At 62.2% G+C, this 18,090-nt stretch carries 17 protein-coding genes; 4 read left to right on the plus strand and 13 right to left on the minus strand.

What is annotated here, in order from left to right:
* The first annotated feature begins 46 nt into the window (after positions 1-46).
* Genes AMK00_RS21725 through AMK00_RS21735 form a run of 3 tightly spaced genes read left to right on the plus strand, consistent with a single transcriptional unit; the run spans position 47 to position 2,385 of the window.
* Positions 47-796: a glycerophosphoryl diester phosphodiesterase gene (locus AMK00_RS21725; RefSeq protein ID WP_064811853.1), complete on the plus strand. Its 750-nt coding sequence runs from the start codon at positions 47-49 to the stop codon at positions 794-796.
* A gap of 9 nt (positions 797-805) precedes the next feature.
* Positions 806-1,588: a DeoR/GlpR family DNA-binding transcription regulator gene (locus AMK00_RS21730; protein ID WP_064811854.1), complete on the plus strand. Its 783-nt coding sequence runs from the start codon at positions 806-808 to the stop codon at positions 1,586-1,588.
* A complete protein-coding gene (locus AMK00_RS21735) occupies positions 1,585-2,385 on the plus strand; it encodes an HAD family hydrolase (RefSeq protein WP_064811855.1) in 801 nt (266 codons plus the stop codon). The genes AMK00_RS21730 and AMK00_RS21735 overlap by 4 nt, the downstream gene beginning before the upstream one ends.
* Positions 2,386-2,579: 194 nt before the next feature.
* Here AMK00_RS21735 and AMK00_RS21740 read toward each other — a convergent pair whose 3' ends face one another.
* The gene (locus AMK00_RS21740) at positions 2,580-3,953 is read right to left on the minus strand and encodes an ISNCY-like element ISRel26 family transposase (protein ID WP_064810414.1); all 1,374 of its coding nucleotides are present in this window, start codon (positions 3,951-3,953) and stop codon (positions 2,580-2,582) included.
* Positions 3,954-4,140: 187 nt separating this feature from the next.
* On the minus strand, positions 4,141-4,704 hold the full coding sequence (locus AMK00_RS21745) for a hypothetical protein (protein WP_064811945.1): 564 nt from the start codon (positions 4,702-4,704) through the stop codon (positions 4,141-4,143).
* A gap of 129 nt (positions 4,705-4,833) precedes the next feature.
* Between AMK00_RS21745 and AMK00_RS21750 the strand changes: the two genes are divergently transcribed.
* Positions 4,834-5,037 carry a hypothetical protein gene (locus AMK00_RS21750; protein WP_064807181.1) on the plus strand — a complete coding sequence of 68 codons (204 nt, stop codon included), beginning with the start codon at positions 4,834-4,836 and terminating at the stop codon, positions 5,035-5,037.
* 45 nt (positions 5,038-5,082) lie between these two features.
* On the opposite strand, the gene AMK00_RS21755 is transcribed toward AMK00_RS21750, so the two are convergent.
* From AMK00_RS21755 to ccoG, 11 genes are all read right to left on the minus strand, one after another.
* Positions 5,083-6,945: an ABC transporter transmembrane domain-containing protein gene (locus tag AMK00_RS21755; protein ID WP_064811856.1), complete on the minus strand. Its 1,863-nt coding sequence runs from the start codon at positions 6,943-6,945 to the stop codon at positions 5,083-5,085.
* Between the two features lie 96 nt (positions 6,946-7,041).
* Entirely contained in the window at positions 7,042-8,256 is a 1,215-nt protein-coding gene (gene hemA, locus AMK00_RS21760) for a 5-aminolevulinate synthase (RefSeq protein WP_064811857.1), read from the minus strand.
* A 275-nt stretch (positions 8,257-8,531) separates the two neighbouring features.
* Complete coding sequence (locus AMK00_RS21765; RefSeq protein WP_064806868.1) at positions 8,532-9,209, minus strand: CBS domain-containing protein; 678 nt, start codon at positions 9,207-9,209, stop codon at positions 8,532-8,534.
* A gap of 132 nt (positions 9,210-9,341) precedes the next feature.
* Positions 9,342-11,336: a heme lyase CcmF/NrfE family subunit gene (locus AMK00_RS21770; RefSeq protein ID WP_064811858.1), complete on the minus strand. Its 1,995-nt coding sequence runs from the start codon at positions 11,334-11,336 to the stop codon at positions 9,342-9,344.
* The gene (gene ccmE, locus AMK00_RS21775; RefSeq protein ID WP_064811859.1) at positions 11,333-11,833 is read right to left on the minus strand and encodes a cytochrome c maturation protein CcmE; all 501 of its coding nucleotides are present in this window, start codon (positions 11,831-11,833) and stop codon (positions 11,333-11,335) included. The genes AMK00_RS21770 and ccmE overlap by 4 nt, the downstream gene beginning before the upstream one ends.
* Entirely contained in the window at positions 11,830-12,702 is an 873-nt protein-coding gene (gene ccmI, locus AMK00_RS21780) for a c-type cytochrome biogenesis protein CcmI (protein ID WP_064811860.1), read from the minus strand. Before ccmI ends, ccmE begins: the two co-directional genes overlap by 4 nt.
* Positions 12,703-12,799: 97 nt before the next feature.
* Positions 12,800-13,465: a Crp/Fnr family transcriptional regulator gene (locus tag AMK00_RS21785; protein ID WP_064806874.1), complete on the minus strand. Its 666-nt coding sequence runs from the start codon at positions 13,463-13,465 to the stop codon at positions 12,800-12,802.
* A 32-nt stretch (positions 13,466-13,497) separates the two neighbouring features.
* Positions 13,498-13,656, minus strand: a complete 159-nt coding sequence (ccoS, locus tag AMK00_RS21790) for a cbb3-type cytochrome oxidase assembly protein CcoS (RefSeq protein WP_064806876.1) — start codon at positions 13,654-13,656, stop codon at positions 13,498-13,500.
* Complete coding sequence (locus tag AMK00_RS21795; protein WP_064811861.1) at positions 13,653-15,935, minus strand: cation-translocating P-type ATPase; 2,283 nt, start codon at positions 15,933-15,935, stop codon at positions 13,653-13,655. The genes ccoS and AMK00_RS21795 overlap by 4 nt, the downstream gene beginning before the upstream one ends.
* Positions 15,932-16,414, minus strand: coding sequence for a FixH family protein (locus tag AMK00_RS21800; protein WP_064811862.1), 483 nt, complete (start codon positions 16,412-16,414; stop codon positions 15,932-15,934). Before AMK00_RS21800 ends, AMK00_RS21795 begins: the two co-directional genes overlap by 4 nt.
* A complete protein-coding gene (gene ccoG / locus AMK00_RS21805; protein WP_064811863.1) occupies positions 16,411-17,979 on the minus strand; it encodes a cytochrome c oxidase accessory protein CcoG in 1,569 nt (522 codons plus the stop codon). Before ccoG ends, AMK00_RS21800 begins: the two co-directional genes overlap by 4 nt.
* Positions 17,980-18,090: the final 111 nt, after the last annotated feature.

Raw genomic sequence — 18,090 nt, forward strand, 5'->3', positions numbered from 1 at the left:
AGCTGTCCGACATCTGCAGCGTCGAAAAGTGAGGAAAGAGAAAGACATGCCACAGTCAGAGCCGCGATCCGGACCCGGCCGCAGTGAGGTTCAAGCACATCGAGGCGCATCCGCTGTCGCGCCCGAAAACACGATCGCCGCGTTTCGGGCGGCTGCCGACCAGGGCGCCCAATGGGTCGAACTGGACGTCGCGCTCCTTGGCGATGGGACCGCAGTCGTCATCCACGACGTATCCGTCGACCGTTGCTCCTCGTCGACCGGCAGGCTCAGCGATCTCACCGTAACCGACCTGCAGAAGATCGACGCCGGCGCGTGGTTCGATCCCCGCTTCAAGGGGGAACCCTTGCCGACTCTTGCCGAGGTCCTGTCCGCATTGGGTGAGCTGGGATTGAACGCCAATGTCGAGATCAAGCAGCATTCGCATCACAAATCTCTCGACCAGTTGGTGAAGACCGTTGACGAACATCTGAGGGCGCGCGCGCCGCAGACCAAGATCATGATATCGAGCTTCGACGCGGCGGCGCTCAGGCGCATGCACGAAATCGATCCGGATTACGAGCTTGCCATGTTGTGGAGTCAACTGCCGGATGACTGGAGCGATGTTCTTAAATCAATTCCCGCGGGAACGGTCCATCTTGGTTACAAGTCTCTCAGCATCGGTTTCCTTGAGGAGGCGGCGCACCAGGGGATCAAGGTGCGGGCATGGACCTGCAACGACCCGACGCTGCTCGCATCTTTTTGGCCTGTCGGCTTGACCGGTGTGATAACAGACGACCCGAGTGTCTATCTCTCATAGGAAATAGCGATGGGGCAGCGGGTCATATCGAGCCGACAACGCGAAATACTTGCGCTGATCGAAACCGAGGGCGTCCAGTATATCGATGATCTGGCGCGCCGGTACGATCTGACGACCCAGACGATTCGCCGTGATATCAATGCCCTGTGTGATCTCGGGCACGCCCGCCGCTTTCACGGCGGTGTCGATGTGCCCGTCGAAGGCAGCAATATTTCGCTGAACGCCCGTGCCCAACTGAACCGTCGGGCCAAGCGGCTGATCGCAAAGCGGGTCGCCGCCGACATAGGGCCGGATGCGACGGTATTCCTGGGGATCGGCAGTACGGTTCAATTCGTGGCAGAGGCGTTGCGCGATCACCAGGGGCTGACCGTTATCACCAATAATATCCATGTCGCTCTCACTCTTTGCGAATCGCCGAGTGTCGAGGTCCATCTCACCGGCGGTCTGCTGCGCCATGACGACCGCGACGTGGTGGGTAGCGATGTGATCAAGTTCGTGGAAAAATTCTATGCGACCTATGCAGTCGTCGGTGCCGGTGCCCTGAGCCCGGTGAACGGCCTGATGGACTTCAGCTATAGCGAGGCGCAGATCACCAATGCGCTTCTGGAGAATTCGCAAACACGTCTCTTGGCCGCAGACGTCAGCAAATGGACCCGCCACGCGGCGGTGCGCGTAGCGCCTTTCAATAAAATCACCCGCTTTTACACGGACCGGCTGCCGCGTGATCCGTCGGTCGCTTCTGTGCTGGCCGAGAGCAGCATGGAGGTGGTCACCTGCGAGGACATGACGTGACGTTCGTAGATCTGGCACCCTCTGCGCAGGAACTGCGGCACGTGCGTTATCTCTTCACCGATATCGACGATACGCTGACGACGGAAGGCAAGCTTCTGCCGTCTACCTATGAGGCCCTTTGGGAGCTCAGCCGGGCCGGCATCGCCGTCGTGCCGGTCACGGGTGGTTCTGCCGGCTGGTGCGAACACATCGTCCGTGCCTGGCCGGTTGCCGCGGTCATCGGCGAAAGCGGCGCTTATGCCGTTATGCGCCGCAACGGTGAGGTTGTTTTCGAATACTGGGAGAACGGCGCACTGCAGGGCGAGCGTCAACGCCAGCATCTTGGTGCCATCGAAAAGCTGATCTCGGAAAAAGGCGGCACCTTCAAGATCGCTCACGACCAGGTGTTCCGCCTGGCTGACGTGGCAATCGACATTCAGGGTCATAATACCCGGGACGTCGAAGATCTGGCATCCGATATCAGGGCAATGGGCGGCACCGTCGCCATCAGCTCCATCCACATCAACACCTGGATAGGCGTTTATGACAAACGCGCCATGAGCGAACGCCTCCTGACCGGCATGTTCGAGGTCGACCCCGCTGAATTGCCCTCCGTCACGGCGTTCGTCGGCGATTCTCGAAACGATGCGCCAATGTTCGGTTTCATCCGAAATTCTTTCGGCGTGGGAAATATCCTTCCTGTTCTTCCGTATTTGCAGCATGTGCCGAGGTGGATTTCCTCCCAGCCTGCAGGGCTTGGTTTTGCCGATATTGCCTCGACCATTCTGAATGCCAGGACAGAATGTACCGATAGCTAGCTATTCAATCTCGAATTGTAAATGTGGCGGGGAAGTTGGAATGTCCGCCGTTGTGCAAAGTAGAAATGTCCGCGAGGTTGCTACGCGGCACACCGATCAGCCCCGATCTGAGCGGCTGATACCGGTTGCAAGAGCAGATCGGGGCGGGTGAGACACCCCTTCGGCTTTAGCTTTGAGACTATCCGATCGACGGTTCACTCGGCAGCCTGCTGCCTCAACAGCGCTTTCTCTCGCCGCGCAATCACCGCCGGATCATTCATGTAGTCCGTGCGCCTTCCGGGCTTGCGACCTCTCGGCTTATAGCCATTTTTGTCGCTGTTGCTCTTCACGACCGGCTTTTCCTGCTGGTCCTGACGCTCCTTGATATAGGCCAGAACATCACCGAGCCGCTTGTTCTCGGTAATTGCCGCATGCGTCACCCGCTGGTCCTTGTCGAACACCGTGTAGGGCAGGGAATGTCCCTTCCAGCGCACATCCAGGCGGCCGTCAGCATAGGCATAGGTCTCGACATAGCGGCCCACCAGACCGCGCGTCACCTCGGTCTCCTCCAGCATGATCCGCTTGCGTTCAAACGAAAACGTCAACTGCGCCCCGACGTAACGCTGCTCGCGCTTGCAAAGGATCTCAGTTAACCGACCCGGGGCCAGATTCAGCGGCCGGTGCAAATCCTCGGACCGGGCAGGGATGATCGCAAACCGCGCATTGTAGTGCTCCATGAAGCCAGGCAAAAACGCATTGCCAGTCTCCATGTCGCAGATCCCCGCCAGCCGTAATTCCTTGACCAGCCGATCCTGCAGCGTCCGGTTCATGCGCTCGACGCGACCTTTGGCCTGGCTCGAATTTGCGCAAAGAATCTCGATGTTTAGCTCGCAAAGCGCCCGCCCGAACTGGGTCATCCCCTGGCCACCCTTGGCGTCCTTCTTCGCCACCCGGAATACCGAATGCTTGTCGGAGTAGAAGGCCACAGGCGCGCCGTGACGCCTGAGGTATAGCGCCAGTGCCTCGAAATAGCTGAAGGCGCTTTCCGAGCGCACAAACCGCAACTGCATCAATCTGCCAGTCGCATCGTCGACAAACACCAGCAGCGAGCACGGCGGCCCGCGATCCTCGAACCAGCGGTGTTCCGACCCGTCGATCTGCACCAGCTCGCCATAGGCCTCGCGCCGCAGCCGCGGCTGATGAAACGTCCGCCGCTGCTTGGCAGATAGCCACAGGCCAGCCTCCACCATCCAGCTGCGCAACGTCTCGCGCGACACACGCAATCCATCGCGTTCGGCCAGCTTCTCGGCCGCCAGCGTCGGACCGAAATCCGCATAGCGTTCGCCAACCAACGTCATCGCATAATCGCGAACGCCGTCGCTGATCCGGTTGTTCGATGGCCGACCGATCGCCTTGTGCCTTATCGATGCCGCGCCGTCAGTGCGGATCCGATCCAGCAGCCGACGCACCTGGCGCTCGCTCAGATCAAGCACATGTGCCGCCGACACCAACGTCATGCGGCCGTCGACCACCTTCGACAAAATCTCGATCCGCTGCAGATCGCGCTCGCTCATCGCTATCAATCCCATCCGCAATCTCCACCGTCATCAAAAACGGGAAGAGAGTGACATTCTAACTTTGCAGAAACAGGACACTTTAACTTTGCGGCTACAGTAAAATGTGGCGTAAGACGCATTATGGAACAACAGTCTTTTCCAGCCGCACGACGGCTTGTGTAGGTGTTCGCTAGGCCGCGCGCAGCGCGTAGCCGGAGGTTCATCCGCCAAGGGCGCTGAGCGTCAGCACGGCGGAGAATGCCACGAGGGTTGCGGATCCGCACCGCCGGGCAAATGACGGTATCCGTTTTTCACGTCCGAGGATGAGCCTGCCGATCGACAGCCAGATCGAGGACACCGCTAGGACCACGGATGCGAGAATGGCGATGGAGGCCGTCACAGGCACCTCTCGCGCTGCAGGCATCATCGTCAATCCGATGATCAGCGCTTTGGGATTTAACAGCGTCGTCACGGCCAGCTGCCGCACGCGCACGGCCTCGACGGGACTCGATCCGATGCCCCAGAGCCGCAGCGCCAGGTACAAAACCCAGATCGCCGAGACAAGTTTGACGCCTTGCGAAACCAGAGGGTGGTCGCGGAGAAAAGAGCCGGCCAGACCGGACGCCGGAAGGACGATCGCAAGATAGGCGGACAGGACGGTGGCGAGCAGCACGATGGCGCGTCCGAAAGTCAGGCCCTGAGATGCCATCGCCAATATGGCGTTGGTCGGTCCGGGCAGGATGAGAAGCGTGAAAACGCCCGCTGCGAAAGGCAGAAGATGCACTGTTACGATCTCCGGTTTCTTCCGCTTCTTGCACCGCCGCGCCTGGCGGTCGTTGACAGAGATCATTTCCGGGGCGGAACATTCCGGGCACCCCGGACGTTTATTGCGGTTATGTCAGAGGTAAGCGCCATGCCCGGCATGATCAGGTTCATGCTCACTCGATTGGCCACGGGCTTTGCAATCGGATGCGCCGTGGGGTTCTTCATCTGGCAAAACGGTTTTGCTGCGGCGGGCGCGCCTCAGAATTATCTCGCTCAGGGCCTGTTCATCTACCTCTTTGCGAGCACAATCGGCATGGGTTATCTCGCGACGGCTCTCCTCCTGGAAGAATAGCGCCGGAAGATCAAAGTGCCGCTGCGCGGACGCCGGATGATATCATCACGCTGCGTCCTGTTCCGGTTCGAGACCGGCCGGAATCTTGAACTGCAGCTCCGCCAGGCGCGTGTAAAGGCCGCCCTGGCGCAAGAGCGAGGCGTGAGTCCCCTCCTCCACGATCCTGCCTTTGTTCATCACCAGAATCCTGTCCGCTTTGAGCACGGTGGCGAGCCTGTGCGCGATCACGATCGTGGTCCGCGCCTCCATCAATTCCTCCAGGCCGCGCTGGACGAGCGCCTCGTTTTCGGCGTCGAGCGATGCGGTGGCTTCATCCAGGAGCAGGATCGGAGCGTTCTTGAGCATGGCCCGTGCGATGGCCAGCCTCTGTCTCTGTCCGCCAGACAGCGTCAGCCCACGCTCGCCGAGAACCGAGTCGTAGCCGTTCGGCAGCTTCGCGACGAAACCGTGCGCCTGTGCCTTGATCGACGCGGCGATCACGTCTTCGCGCAGTGCATCCGGCCTTCCGAAGGCGATGTTGTCGTAAACGGAGGCCGCAAACATCGTCACCTCCTGCGGAACAATGGCGATTTCCTTGCGCAGGGTCTGCGGCGGGATCAGGCCGAGTTCCCTGCCATCGATGGAAATGCTGCCCGTCTGGTTTTTGTAGAAGCCGAGGAGCAGGGAGAAAACGGTGCTCTTTCCGGATCCGGAAGGGCCGACCAGGGCGACGGTTTCGCCTGGCGAAACGCGAAAGGAAAGGCCGTTCAGAACCTCCTTTTCCGGTGCGCCCGGATAGGAAAAGCGCACGTCATGCAGTTCCATGCCTCCCTGGATGGGGGTGGGGAGCGACATGCAGGCTTGCGGTTCGCGCTCGTCGGTCTGTTCGTTCAGAAGTTCGAACAGCCGTCCGGCGGCGCCGGCTGTCTGCGAAAGTTCCCCCCAGACTTCCGACAGTGAGCCGAGAGAACCGGCTGCGATCACCGCGTAGATGAGAAATTGGCTCAGGCTGCCAGCCGAGAGCGTTCCCGCCAGCACCTTATGGGCGCCCAGCCACAGCACGCCGACGACGCTGACGAAGACCAGCGTGATGGCAATGGCAGTCAGCAGGGCTCTTGCCCGGGAGGCCGCGACTGTCCGGTCGAAGGAAAGTTCGACATCGCGCCCATATCTCTGCCCTGCAGCATCTTCGCCGTTGAAGGCCTGCACGGTGCGGCTTGCCGCGATGATCTCGCTCGCATAGGCCGAAGCCTCGGCAAGTGCATCCTGTGCTATGCGGGACTTCTTTCGCACCGAGCGACCGAACAGGACCAGAGGGGCCACCACCAGGGGAATGGCCCCGAGAGCGATGGCCGATAGGCCGGCACTGGTCACGAACATCATGGCCAGGGCGCCGAGGCAGAGGATTGAATTTCTCAAAGCCACCGATGCCGTGAGACTGATGGCGGACTTGATCTGGGTCGCATCCGCTACGAGGCGCGACGCAATTTCGCCCGAGCGGTTTCGGTCGAAGAATGCCGCCGGAAGCCGGATGATATGGTGGAAGACCTCGAGGCGAAGATCGGTGACCAGCCGCTCTCCTAATGTCGTGACGAAGTAATAGCGCGCCGCACTTGCTATCGCCAGCGCGACGGCGAGAGCGATCAGCATGAGAAAATAGCGATTGATGAAGGCTCCGTCCGCCTGGTTGAAGCCGTGATCGACCATGCGCCGCACAGCCATCGGTAGGGCGAGCGAGATGAGCGCTGCCGATGTGAGCGCCAGAAGAGCGCAAACCGAGAGCGACCTATGTCGGCGAAGACGCGGAAGCAGGCTGAAGAGCGGAGTGAATGTGCGGTTCCGCGAAGGGGATTCTTTCTCGCCCTCCTCGCCGATAGCGGAGGCTGTTTCTGATGAGATGGCGGCTTGCCGGTCATGTGGGGCTATCATCAACGCGTTGTCTCCTCGGTGCTTGCTTCGCGCCTTGTCCCGCGAGCGGCGAGCTAAATCCTTGATCGCGGTCAATATTGGGCATCTTCCCGTGTGTCAGGCTACCATCCGGGCCAGCGCGCAACGCGACCAGAGCGAATGCAGGGCTTCGACGAGATGGGCGATATCGGCGTCGGAATGCAGCGGTGTCGGGGTGATGCGCAGTCGCTCGGTCTTCTTCGGCACGGTGGGATAGTTGATCGGCTGGACATAGACACCGCAATTGTCGAGCAAGAGGTCGGAGATCCACTTGCACTTGGCTGCATCGCCGACCATCACCGGCACGATATGGCTGGGATTGTGCATATGCGGAATGCCGCGCTGATCGAGCAGCGAGCGCAATTTGCGCACCCGGTCCTGATGGCGGGCGCGCTCGAACTGGCTGACCTTCAGATGCTGGATCGAGGCGACGGCGCCGGCTGCCAATGCGGGCGGCAGCGCCGTGGTGAAGATGAAGCCGGAGGCAAACGATCGGATGAAGTCGCACAGCGCCGTCGACGCGGCGATATAGCCGCCCATCACGCCGAAGGCCTTGCCGAGCGTGCCCTCGATGACCGTCAGCCGCTCCATCAGCCCCTCGCGCTCGGCAATGCCGCCGCCGCGCGGGCCGTACATGCCAACCGCATGCACCTCATCGAGATAGGTCATCGCGCCGTATTGGTCGGCCAGGTCGCAGATCTCCTTGATCGGGGCGATGTCGCCGTCCATCGAATAGACGCTCTCGAAGGCGATCAGCTTCGGCGCCTTCGGATCGGCGGCGGCAAGCTTGGCTTGGAGATCGGCGACGTCATTGTGTTTCCAGATCACCTTGTCGCATTTGGCATGTCGGATGCCCTCGATCATCGAGGCATGGTTGAGCGCATCGGAGAAGATGATCAGGCCCGGGATTTTGGCGCCGAGCGTGCCGAGTGCGGCCCAGTTGGAGACATAGCCTGAGGTGAAGATCAATGCCGATTCCTTGCCGTGCAGATCGGCAAGCTCACGCTCGAGCAGGACGTGGTAATGGTTGGTGCCAGAAATATTCCGGGTGCCTCCCGCACCCGCGCCACAGTGGTCGATGGCGGTCTTCATCGCCTCGATCACTTTCGGGTTCTGGCCCATGCCGAGATAGTCGTTGGAGCACCAGACCGTGACCTCCTTCTCGCCATCGGCCGTATGGCGCGTCGCCCGCGGGAAGTTGCCGCGGTGACGTTCGAGATCGGCAAAAACGCGGTAGCGGCCCTCGGCATGAAGCCCGTCCAGCTCGTTTTTGAAAAATGCTTCGAAATCCATCATATGCTCCCTTTTGCACGGTCAACCGATACATCGGGGCAGCCGGTCGGTATTTGATCTCCGTCAAGTTCGGCGCAAGTCGCGTGCTTTCGTCGATCTCGGCGCGATTGACTTTCATCAAAGAGGAAGTCCGGCGGTTGGGCTAAAATCCTAGGGCGAGTCGGGAGTTTCCGTGTCAAGCAGGGAAGTTGACAGATGGCTTGCTCGATCTTGACAGATCGAGCAAGCCTCCTCGTCATTTGGCGCGATGACGGCGCGCCAAAGCAAGCGAGCTTTCAATCCTGGGTTTGAACAGGCGATACGAGCAGGCAATCCTTATAGCCGGCGATCCCGCCAAGGCCCTCGATGAGAACCTTGATCGCCCTGCGCTTGAGTTCGGATTCCACCTGACCGTCGACCGTCACCTGCCCGTTCCGGACGGATACCTGGACCTTTTGCGGCGTGAGACCGAGGTCCGATCTCAGCCGGGTTCGCACCGCCAGCCTGATGGCCTCGTCTCCCCGCGGCAATACGGTCGTCGGCGCCTCGGCAATGACACGCAGGATATCCCGTCGGCTCACGATCCCGACCAGACGTTCATCTTCGACGATCGGTAGCCGTTTGATGCGGTGCACCTGCAAGCTTTCTGCGATATCGGAGATTTCGCTGTCCGGCCGGGCGACGATGACGTCCTGGGACATGATGTCCGCCACACACCATCCGTTGCTGCCGATGTAACGCTCGAGGTCGATCTCGGAAATCAGCTCCGGCGCCCGCGCCGGACGGGGAGAAAAGCGGACCTCCCGGCGTAAAAGCAGATCGCCTTCCGTGATCATGCCGCAGACGCGGCCGTGGTCGTCAACGACGGGAAGGCCGCTGACGTGATTTTGCAGCATCGTCGCGACCGCATGGCGCACGCTGACCACCGGGCTGATCGAAACCGCATTCGTGGTCATTATATCCCTTGCTTGCATGGTCTCTGCCTCACCGATCATTATTATTCTAGAGATATGCTAGAGAGCGGGCGGTCATACCGCTTTGATCTTCATCAAACTGTTCATGATCGCCGTCACATTCGCTCCGGGCGCGGGCGGGGATTTGCCGCATCATTCCGCCGCCTCCATCACAGGCGCGGCCGGTTTTGCCTTCGCCTTCCGGCGCGGGGCGCCGACGCGCAGGCGCCGGTCGGAGAGCGAGACGCAGCCGCCGGCGGCCATGATCAGGGCGCCGCCCCAGATGCAGAGGATGAACGGCTTCCACCAGATGCGCACGACGATGCCGCCGTCCTTGGTGGCGTCGCCGAGCGAGACATAGAGCTGGCTGAGGCCGAATATCAGGATGCCCGCCTCCGTCGTCGGCATCTGCCGGGCGGTATAGAGCCGCTTGGCCGACCAGGTGTCGGCAATGGTGACACCGGCGCGCCGGATGGTGAAGTGGCCGCGCTCCTCGGTGTAGTTCGGCCCCCTGCCCGCCCGCATGCCGTCGAACGCAAGGCTGTAGCCGCCGGCTTCGACCGTCTGACCCGGCTTCATCTCGACGACATGTTCGCTCTGGAAGGTGGTGACGGCGACGATGCCGAGCACACTGACGCCGAGCCCGGCATGGGCAAGCGCCGTGCCGAAAGCCGAGCGCGGCAGGCCCGACAGGCGGCGCCAGGCGACAGAGCCCGCCAGCTTGCCGATGCCGGCCCGATACCAGAGATCGGCAATGGCGCCGAGGATCAGGAACAGCCCGGCCGCCAGCCCGAGCACGGAGAGCACCGGCCCGCCATGTTGGAGATAGAAGAAGACCAGAGCGGTGGCGAAGGCGAGAGCCGCGACAAGGTAGAGCCGCTGCAGGGCGCCGAGCAGATCGCCGCGCTTCCAGGCCAGCAGCGGCCCGAACGGCACGATGACGAGCAGCGGCGCCATCAGCAGGCCGAAGGTCAGGTTGAAGAAGGGCGGCCCGACCGAGATCTTGTCACCGGTGATCGTCTCCAGAAGCAGCGGATAGAGCGTGCCGGTCAGCACCGTGCCGCAGGCGACCGTCAGGATCAGATTGTTGAGGACGAGCGCGCCCTCGCGCGAGATCGGCGCAAACAGCCCGCCGGCCGCAAGCTTCGGCGCCCGCAGGGCAAACAGCGACAGCGCCCCGCCGATGAAGATCAAGAGGATCGAGAGGATGAAGACGCCGCGGGTGGGATCGCTGGCAAAGGCATGCACCGAGGTCAGCACGCCGGAGCGCACCAGGAAGGTCCCCATCAGCGACAGCGAGAAGGTCAGGATGGCGAGCAGCACCGTCCAGATCTTCAGCGCCTCGCGCTTTTCCATGACGAGGGCCGAATGCAGCAGCGCGGTGCCGGCCAGCCACGGCATGAACGAGGCGTTCTCCACCGGATCCCAGAACCACCAGCCGCCCCAGCCGAGCTCGTAATAGGCCCAGTAGGAGCCCATGGCGATGCCGAGCGTCAGGCAGGTCCAGGCAGCCAGCGTCCAGGGTCTCACCCAGCGGGCCCAGGCGGCGTCGATCCTGCCTTCGAGGAGAGCCGCCACGGCAAAGGAGAAGCAGACGGAAAAGCCGACATAACCGAGATAGAGCAGCGGGGGGTGGATGGCGAGCCCGATATCCTGCAGCACCGGATTGAGGTCGCGGCCTTCGGCCGGGGCCGGATCGAGCCGCAGGAAGGGATTGGAGGTCAAGAGAATGAACAGGGTGAAGGCGAGCGAGATCCAGGCCTGGACGGCAAGCACATTGGCCTTCAGCGTCTCCGGCAGGTTGGCGCCGAAGATCGCGACCAGGGCGCTGAACAGCGCCAGGATCAGCAGCCAGAGCATCATCGAGCCCTCGTGATTGCCCCAGACGCCGGAATATTTGTAGATCAGCGGCACCAGCGAATGCGAATTCTCCCAGACGTTCTCGACCGAGAAGTCGGAGACGACATGGGCATAGGTCAAAACGGCGAAGGCGAAGGCGACGAGCGCAAACATGACAAGCGAACCGACGCTCGCCACATCCATCATCGCCCGGTCATGGCGGCGGGCGCCGATGACAGGCACGATCGAGACGATCAGCGCCGTCGCCAGCGCCAGCACCAAAGCGTAATGGCCGATCTCGATGATCATGGCGTCGCTTTCGCCTCCTGCCCTTGGCCCGGATTTTGTTGGCTCTGGCCCTGCCCTTGGCCATCCTGCCACAGGCCCTGCGCCTTCAGCTTGTCGGCCACCTCCTTCGGCATATAGGTCTCGTCATGCTTGGCCAGCACGGTGTCGGCAGTAAAGACGTTGCTGCCCGCGGCAAACATGCCTTCGGTGACGACGCCCTGCCCTTCGCGGAACAGATCGGGCAGGATGCCGGTATATTGAACCTTCACCGCATTGGCGCTGCCGTCGGTGACGGAAAACTCCACCGTCGAACCGGCGCCGCGCACGACGCTGCCGGCCCCGACCAGGCCGCCGAGCCGGATGCGGGTCTCCGGCGCCACCGGCGTCTTTGCCAGATCGGCCGGCATGTAGAAATAGGCCACCGACTGGCTGAAGGCGAACATCACCAACAACACCGCCGCAAGGATGAAACTCATCCCGCCAGCAATCACCGCAAGGCGCTTCTGCTTGCGCGTCATCTCGAACCTCCTGCAGCTGTCATGTCAGGCTTCTGCCCCGAAGCGGTCAGCGGAACGCCGCCATTGGCGGAAATATGTTGGTTGACGAGCGGCAACCACGCCGCGCCGGCAGGCGACAATTTCGCCAGCGCTTCGAAATCTGCCAGCGCCTCGGTGGTCCGCCCCGCCTGCTCCATGCCGACAGCGATGTAGAACAGCGCGCGCGGGTTTTTCGGTTCGAGCCGAAGTATCTGCCGCAGGATGTCGAGCGTGTCCGCGTTCACCGAACCTTCCGCTTCGATCATCAGGGCCTCGGCAAGGCCGCCCAGGCGATCGACGTCGGGGCCGAGGATCCGCAGCGCATTCCGATAAGCCAACTGTGCCTCGGCGATCCGGCCGGTCCTGAGATAGACCGGAGCGATGACGTTCCATCCCCGCCCGTCATCGGGCTGGCTTGCGAGATGGCGTTCCGTCCTGGCAATGAGCATTGCGATATTCCGGCCGGGATCTTCCAGCCGCGCCTGCAGCGGCTGCGACGGCACGTCGGGCGAACCCAGCCGGCCATAAAGGCCGATGCTTGCGAGCGGCAGAAAGAAGACGATGGCCGGCTTCAGCCATCGATGGGTATGCGGCGGTCTCCGGCGCTCTTCACGCTGCTGCTCGCTTGCCTTCAAAAGCCGCCGCGCGATTTCGGCACGGGCATATTCGTACTCGTTGCGAGGGAGTTGGTTCGTCTCCATGTCCCTGTCGAGCTCGACAAGCTGGCCCCGGTAGACCTGGCATGCATCAGCCGCGCCACTGTCGATCCGGGCAAGGCCCGAAGCAAGCGGATGAAGAAGGAAAGCGATGACGGCAGTCGCGATGACCGCGAAAACAATCCAGATAAGCATGACGTCGAGGTGCCTTTTGCCCTGACCTTAGTGGAACGAGTGCTGGCCACATTGACGCCGGTCAAATTACGGCGTGCTTTCCGGCTTGTTCCCGATGTCAGCACGCCTTCCGCAACAGGTCGACACTGTCGACCAGCACGATCTTGCCTCTGACTTCGACACCTGCGGGAACGAGCGCGGCGAACGCTCGGGACAGGGCTTCGGGGGCAAGCCCCAGTTTGCCGGCCAGAATTCTCTTCCGGTAAGGCAGGCGAAACGTGGCCTGCGAGGCCGAGGCCGGGCATCGGCTTACGAGGTAGTTCGCGACACGCTGCGCGGCCGTGTGCAGCCGGTCTCCTGCTATGCAATCCATCGCGCCGAGCAGATGCCGGGTCATGATCCGCATGACGTTGCGATGAATGATGGGGTACCGCTCGGCGAGCGCCCGCAAGTCCGGAAGTTCGAACAAGGCCACCTCCGCCCCGTCGGCGGACCACGCACTGTAGGCGTAGGCGCCGCCGCCCGACAGAAGATATTCGCCGAAGGTTTCGCCGGGCTCGCAGATGCAGATATCCGCCTCGCGTCCGGCGGATTCGGATTTGGAAAGTCGGACGAACCCGCTCATCACGCAATAGACGAATGACGCCGGCTGGCCTTCGGCGATGATCCGCTCATCCGGCGCGAAGGTTTGAAACTGAGCCGCAGCGGCGAGCTCCTCTACCGTCGCCTCGTCGAGGCCGTCGAACAGGTCAGACCGCAAAAGTACGGGATTTTTCGCAAGCATCGATCTTCCTCTCGTCTTGATCTGTATGCGGCTCAAGATTTTTCGCGGTCGGTTTCGTCGTCGACGAGAATTCGCCAGGCGGCGCCTTCAAGGTCGTCATACTGGCCGCTCTTCAGCGACCAGAGGAATGCCAGGAGGCCTATCCCCCCCATCAGCAGCGCGATCGGGATCAGATAGATCAGCATGTTCATGCGGTTTTCACCTCCCCGCCGGCTCGCGCTTTGGTCCGGATGGGGGAATGTTTGCCGAAGGCATTCAACCGCAGCGCATTGGTTACGACGATGATCGATGATGTCGACATGGCCACCGCTGCGATCAGCGGCGTCGCCAGGCCGGCAATCGCGATCGGGACCGCCAGCACGTTGTAACCGATGGCCAGAACAAAGTTCTGCCGGATGAGGCTTGCGGATCTTCGCGCGACGGCGATCGCTTGCGGGACGGCATCGAGCCGTTCGTTGAAAAAGACGAGGTCGGCGGCCTGCCTGCCGATGTCGGATGCCGTGGCGGGCGCCATCGAGACATGCGCGGCGGCAAGCGCCGGAGCGTCGTTGATCCCGTCGCCGACCATGAGCACGCGGCGGCCCTCGCCGCTCAGCCTCTGGCATTCCTCGACCTTCTGCTTCGGCGCCAGAACGCCCAGAGCCTTCTGAATGCGGAGAGCCTGCGCCGTGTTGTCGACGACAGTTTGCCTGTCGCCCGATACGATCAGCGTTTCAAGGCCGGCGGCAGTGAGATCGCGGACGGCCTCGGCAGCGCCCGGGCGAAGCGTGTCGTCAAAGAGGAAACATGCCAGATCGGCGCCGTTCTTCGACAGGACCACTTCCGAAAACGGACCGTCGCCCGCGCCGGGCGTAAGGCCGGTTCCGCAGGCAAAGGCCCGGTTGCCCAGCCGATAGACATCCGATCCGTTGCTGGCCTCCAGCCCGCCGCCGGGGATTTCCGTGACCCTGTCGAACGAGAATGACGAAGCCTGCTCCATGTCCCGCAGCAGCGCCTGAGAAAGAGGATGCCGTGAATGCGCGGCTAATGCGCAGGCGATGGCAGTGTTGCTTGCCTCGGTCGCTTCGACCCCGACGAGGCGGGGCCGCCCCATTGTCAGCGTTCCGGTCTTGTCGAAGGCGACGATATCCGCCTCGGCCAGTCTTTCGAGCGCCGAACCGTCCTTGACCATGATGCCTTTGCGGAAAAGCTCACCCGCCGCGACCACCTGGACCACGGGAACGGCAAGGCCGAGCGCGCACGGGCATGTAATGATCAGCACCGCGACCGCCACCAGCATCGCCTGTTTCCAGTCGCCGCCGAAAAATCCCCAGGCGAGAAAGGAGACCAGCGCCAACAGGTGCACGGCCGGGGAATAGAGCGCTGCGGCCCGATCGGCGATCCGGCGATAGCGGGCCCTGCCGCCTTCGGCGGCTTCCATAAGGCTGATGATTTCCGATAGGAGGGAATCCCTCGCCACTTTCGTCGCCCGCAGGATGAGCGAGCCGGTCAAGTTCATCGCACCCGAATTCACCGCGCTGCCTTTCGCGACGGCCACCGGACTGCTTTCACCGGTGACGATGGAGAGGTCCACGTCGCTCTCGCCGCTGACGATCGTGCCGTCGACGGGGATGCGCTCGCCCGCCGCGATCGCGATGTCATCACCCACCGTGATCTCTTCCACCGGAACGTAGCGGCGCGATCCGTCCGGCATCATCAGCAGCGCCCCGCGCGGGGCCAGTCTTGCCAGCCCGTTGATCGCCGCGCGTGCCTTTTCGCGCATCACGTGATCGAGGGTTCTGCCGATCAGCAGGAAGAACAGCAGCGAAACCGAGGCGTCGAACCATGCATGTTCGCCGTGATGCACGGTCTCCCACAGGGAGACGGCATAGGAGAGCGTCACCGCAAGCGAGATCGGAACATCCATGTTGGTGCGCCCGCGCTTCAGCGCGTTCCAGGCCGATTTGAAGAAGAAGCGCCCGGCATAGACCAGCGCAGGGGCTGCGATCATCGCCGAGATCCAGTGAAACATGTCACGCGTCGCCGCATCGGCGCCCGACCAGACCGACACCGAGAGCAGCATGATGTTGGCCGCTGCAAAACCCGAAACGCCGATCGCCAGCAGCAGCTGGTTCCTGGTCCTGTCGTTTTCAGGTGCCGTGGGCGTGAAGAGATGCGCGCGGTATCCGACCGCGTTGATGGCGGTGAGAATTGCCGACGGATCGGTCGGCCGCGTCTCGATTTCCTCCTGGTAGACGCAGCTCACCCTGCGGGCAGTGAGATTGACCCGGGCTCTCCTGACGAAAGGAAGCGCCGACAGCGCCTTTTCGATGGTGACTATGCAGCCGCCGCAGTGGATGTCGGGTACGCTGAGGTCGAGCTGGTGTAATCCGGCCCCGAGCGGGTGGCTGGCAAGCCGGACTTCTTCGGCGCTGGCGGATGTCGCGCTGAGGGCGAGCACGCTTTCCGTATCCATTGAGCAGCAGGTCATTGGCCGAACTCCGCGGTATCGAAGCGCTTGGCCTCATGCATGATGACCACGCCGTTCCGTCTCGATATGGCTTCGACGATCCAGTCGCCGCCGGCGACTTCGTGATCGGCTTCGAATCGCCCTTCGCCCGTCTTGCGAAGCGCCAGGCTGAAATCCTCATGATCGCCGACGGGCCGTTTGAAATTCAGCGTGACATCGTCGATGATCGCAGGCGCACCCCCCTGTTCGTGGATGTCGTAGCGGATCTCGCTGTCCTTGAGGGAGAGCGCGCCTTCGATGCCGGAGGCGGCCATCGCCTTCATCGCTGCCGCCTTGCCGTTGAATTCCTGGCTGGCCACATAGGTATTTTCCACGACCAGGCCGCTCCAGCTGGACGAGGCATAGACGGCCATGGTGACGTTGACGGCGATCACCACGGCGAAGAATGCGGAGGTGGCAAGCAGCATGTGCCAGCCGGTAAAACCTCTGGAAGCCTTCATTTCACGTCTCCCAGTGCATTGAACGCGGCGCGATAGGTCGCCCGGTCGGCATGGTCGGTATCCTCGATGACGAAGAGGAATTCATTGATGGCGGCTCCGTCGGGCTTGCGCGTGACGAAGACCTTAAGCGTCGTCGCCGCGTCGGGTTCGGCATGGACGGTAAAGCTGCGGCCATCCTGCCGGCCGAACTCGGGAATGCGCATCGTGCCTCCCTCCAGCCCGACCAGGGTGATGGTGACGTCCCGCGGCTTCGGCACCATGTTGAGGACGCGAAGCGTGTAGCCGTTGCGGATGGAACCGTCGCTTTCCAGAACATATTGGGGGTTGCGGTCGTGGACGACGTTGAGCTCGAGCCGTTCGCGGAAGGCCAGATGGACGACCATGGCGAGGCCGATCGATGCCCAGACGACGGCATAGAAGACGATCCTCGGACGGAAGATGATGCGCCAGTCGAAATGCCGGACCGCCGGGATGAAGCTGCCGTCGTCGTTTCGCACATTGGAGGGGCGGATGGCTGTTTGCCCTCCGTCCGTCGCAAGCGACATGTTGCTCGAATATTCGCTGAGCGTCGCATAGGCGATCAGGCCGCGCGGTTTTCCGAGCTTGTCCATGACGCCGTCACAGGCGTCGATGCAGAGCGCGCAGGTGATGCACTCCATCTGCTGGCCGTCTCGAATGTCGATCCCCATCGGGCAGACCGCGACGCAGGCATTGCAATCGACACAATCGCCGACCGGCAGACCCTGGGCCTGGGCCTTCTTGGCGTGGCGCGACCGCTGCTCGCCCCGCCAGTCGTTGTAGGTGACGACAAGCGAATTCTCGTCGAGCATGGCGCCCTGGATGCGCGGCCATGGACACATATAGGTGCACACCTGCTCGCGCATCAGGCCGCCGAGCACATAGGTCGTGGCGGTCAGGATGGCAATCGTGGCATAGGCGGCGGCAGGAGCGCTTCCGCCAAACAGCGACGCCGCCAGGCTCGGCGCGTCGGCAAAATAGAAGATCCATGCTCCGCCGGTGGCGACGCCGATCAGCAGCCAGATGGCATGCTTGGTCACCCGCTTCCTGATTTTGTCGAAGGTGAAGGGACCGGCGTCGAGTTTCATCCGCGCGTTGCGGTCGCCTTCGATGGCGCGTTCGACGACGAGAAAAAGATCGACCCAGACGGTCTGCGGACAGGCGTAGCCGCACCAGGCGCGGCCGACCGCGGCGGTGACGAGAAACAGACCGAACCCCGCCATGACCAGCAGGCCCGCCACATAATAAAATTCCTGCGGCCAGATCTCGATGAAGAAAAAGAAGAAACGCCGCGAGGAGAGGTCGACGAGGATGGCCTGGTCGGGCGCATAGGGACCACGATCCCAACGGATCCACGGCGCGAGGTAGTAGATGCCGAGCGTGATCAGCATCACGAACCATTTGAACCGGCGGAATCGCCCCTCGGCGCGCTTCGGAAAAATCTTCTTGCGCGGCGCATAGAGAGGCTGGCGGTTGCGCCGGGCATTGACCGGCTCGACGCTGACGCGCTCAATGTCATTTGGATCGGGGGCGGTATAGAGATTCATGGGACCTGTCCGGTTTTCACCCGCTCTTGTCCCATCCGCGGCGCATCCGTTCCTTGATGCAGATCAAGAATGACCTTTCCGGAAGCGAAAAGGCCACGCCCGGGGTAAGGG

The sequence above is a fragment of the Rhizobium sp. N621 genome (assembly GCF_001664325.1).
Lineage (GTDB): Bacteria > Pseudomonadota > Alphaproteobacteria > Rhizobiales > Rhizobiaceae > Rhizobium > Rhizobium esperanzae.

Excerpts from the sequence above, each read along its gene's own strand:
- ccoG (WP_064811863.1), bottom strand. The coding sequence starts at position 17,979 with ATGAATCTCTATACCGCCCCCGATCCAAATGACATTGAGCGCGTCAGC.
- AMK00_RS21765 (WP_064806868.1), bottom strand. The coding sequence starts at position 9,209 with ATGCAAGCAAGGGATATAATGACCACGAATGCGGTTTCGATCAGCCCG.
- ccmE (WP_064811859.1), bottom strand. The coding sequence starts at position 11,833 with ATGACGCGCAAGCAGAAGCGCCTTGCGGTGATTGCTGGCGGGATGAGT.
- AMK00_RS21800 (WP_064811862.1), bottom strand. The coding sequence starts at position 16,414 with ATGAAGGCTTCCAGAGGTTTTACCGGCTGGCACATGCTGCTTGCCACC.
- ccmI (WP_064811860.1), bottom strand. The coding sequence starts at position 12,702 with ATGCTTATCTGGATTGTTTTCGCGGTCATCGCGACTGCCGTCATCGCT.
- hemA (WP_064811857.1), bottom strand. The coding sequence starts at position 8,256 with ATGGATTTCGAAGCATTTTTCAAAAACGAGCTGGACGGGCTTCATGCC.
- AMK00_RS21770 (WP_064811858.1), bottom strand. The coding sequence starts at position 11,336 with ATGATCATCGAGATCGGCCATTACGCTTTGGTGCTGGCGCTGGCGACG.
- AMK00_RS21740 (WP_064810414.1), bottom strand. The coding sequence starts at position 3,953 with ATGGGATTGATAGCGATGAGCGAGCGCGATCTGCAGCGGATCGAGATT.
- AMK00_RS21750 (WP_064807181.1), top strand. The coding sequence starts at position 4,834 with ATGCCCGGCATGATCAGGTTCATGCTCACTCGATTGGCCACGGGCTTT.
- AMK00_RS21755 (WP_064811856.1), bottom strand. The coding sequence starts at position 6,945 with ATGATAGCCCCACATGACCGGCAAGCCGCCATCTCATCAGAAACAGCC.
- AMK00_RS21785 (WP_064806874.1), bottom strand. The coding sequence starts at position 13,465 with ATGCTTGCGAAAAATCCCGTACTTTTGCGGTCTGACCTGTTCGACGGC.
- AMK00_RS21795 (WP_064811861.1), bottom strand. The coding sequence starts at position 15,935 with ATGACCTGCTGCTCAATGGATACGGAAAGCGTGCTCGCCCTCAGCGCG.
- AMK00_RS21725 (WP_064811853.1), top strand. The coding sequence starts at position 47 with ATGCCACAGTCAGAGCCGCGATCCGGACCCGGCCGCAGTGAGGTTCAA.
- ccoS (WP_064806876.1), bottom strand. The coding sequence starts at position 13,656 with ATGAACATGCTGATCTATCTGATCCCGATCGCGCTGCTGATGGGGGGG.
- AMK00_RS21730 (WP_064811854.1), top strand. The coding sequence starts at position 806 with ATGGGGCAGCGGGTCATATCGAGCCGACAACGCGAAATACTTGCGCTG.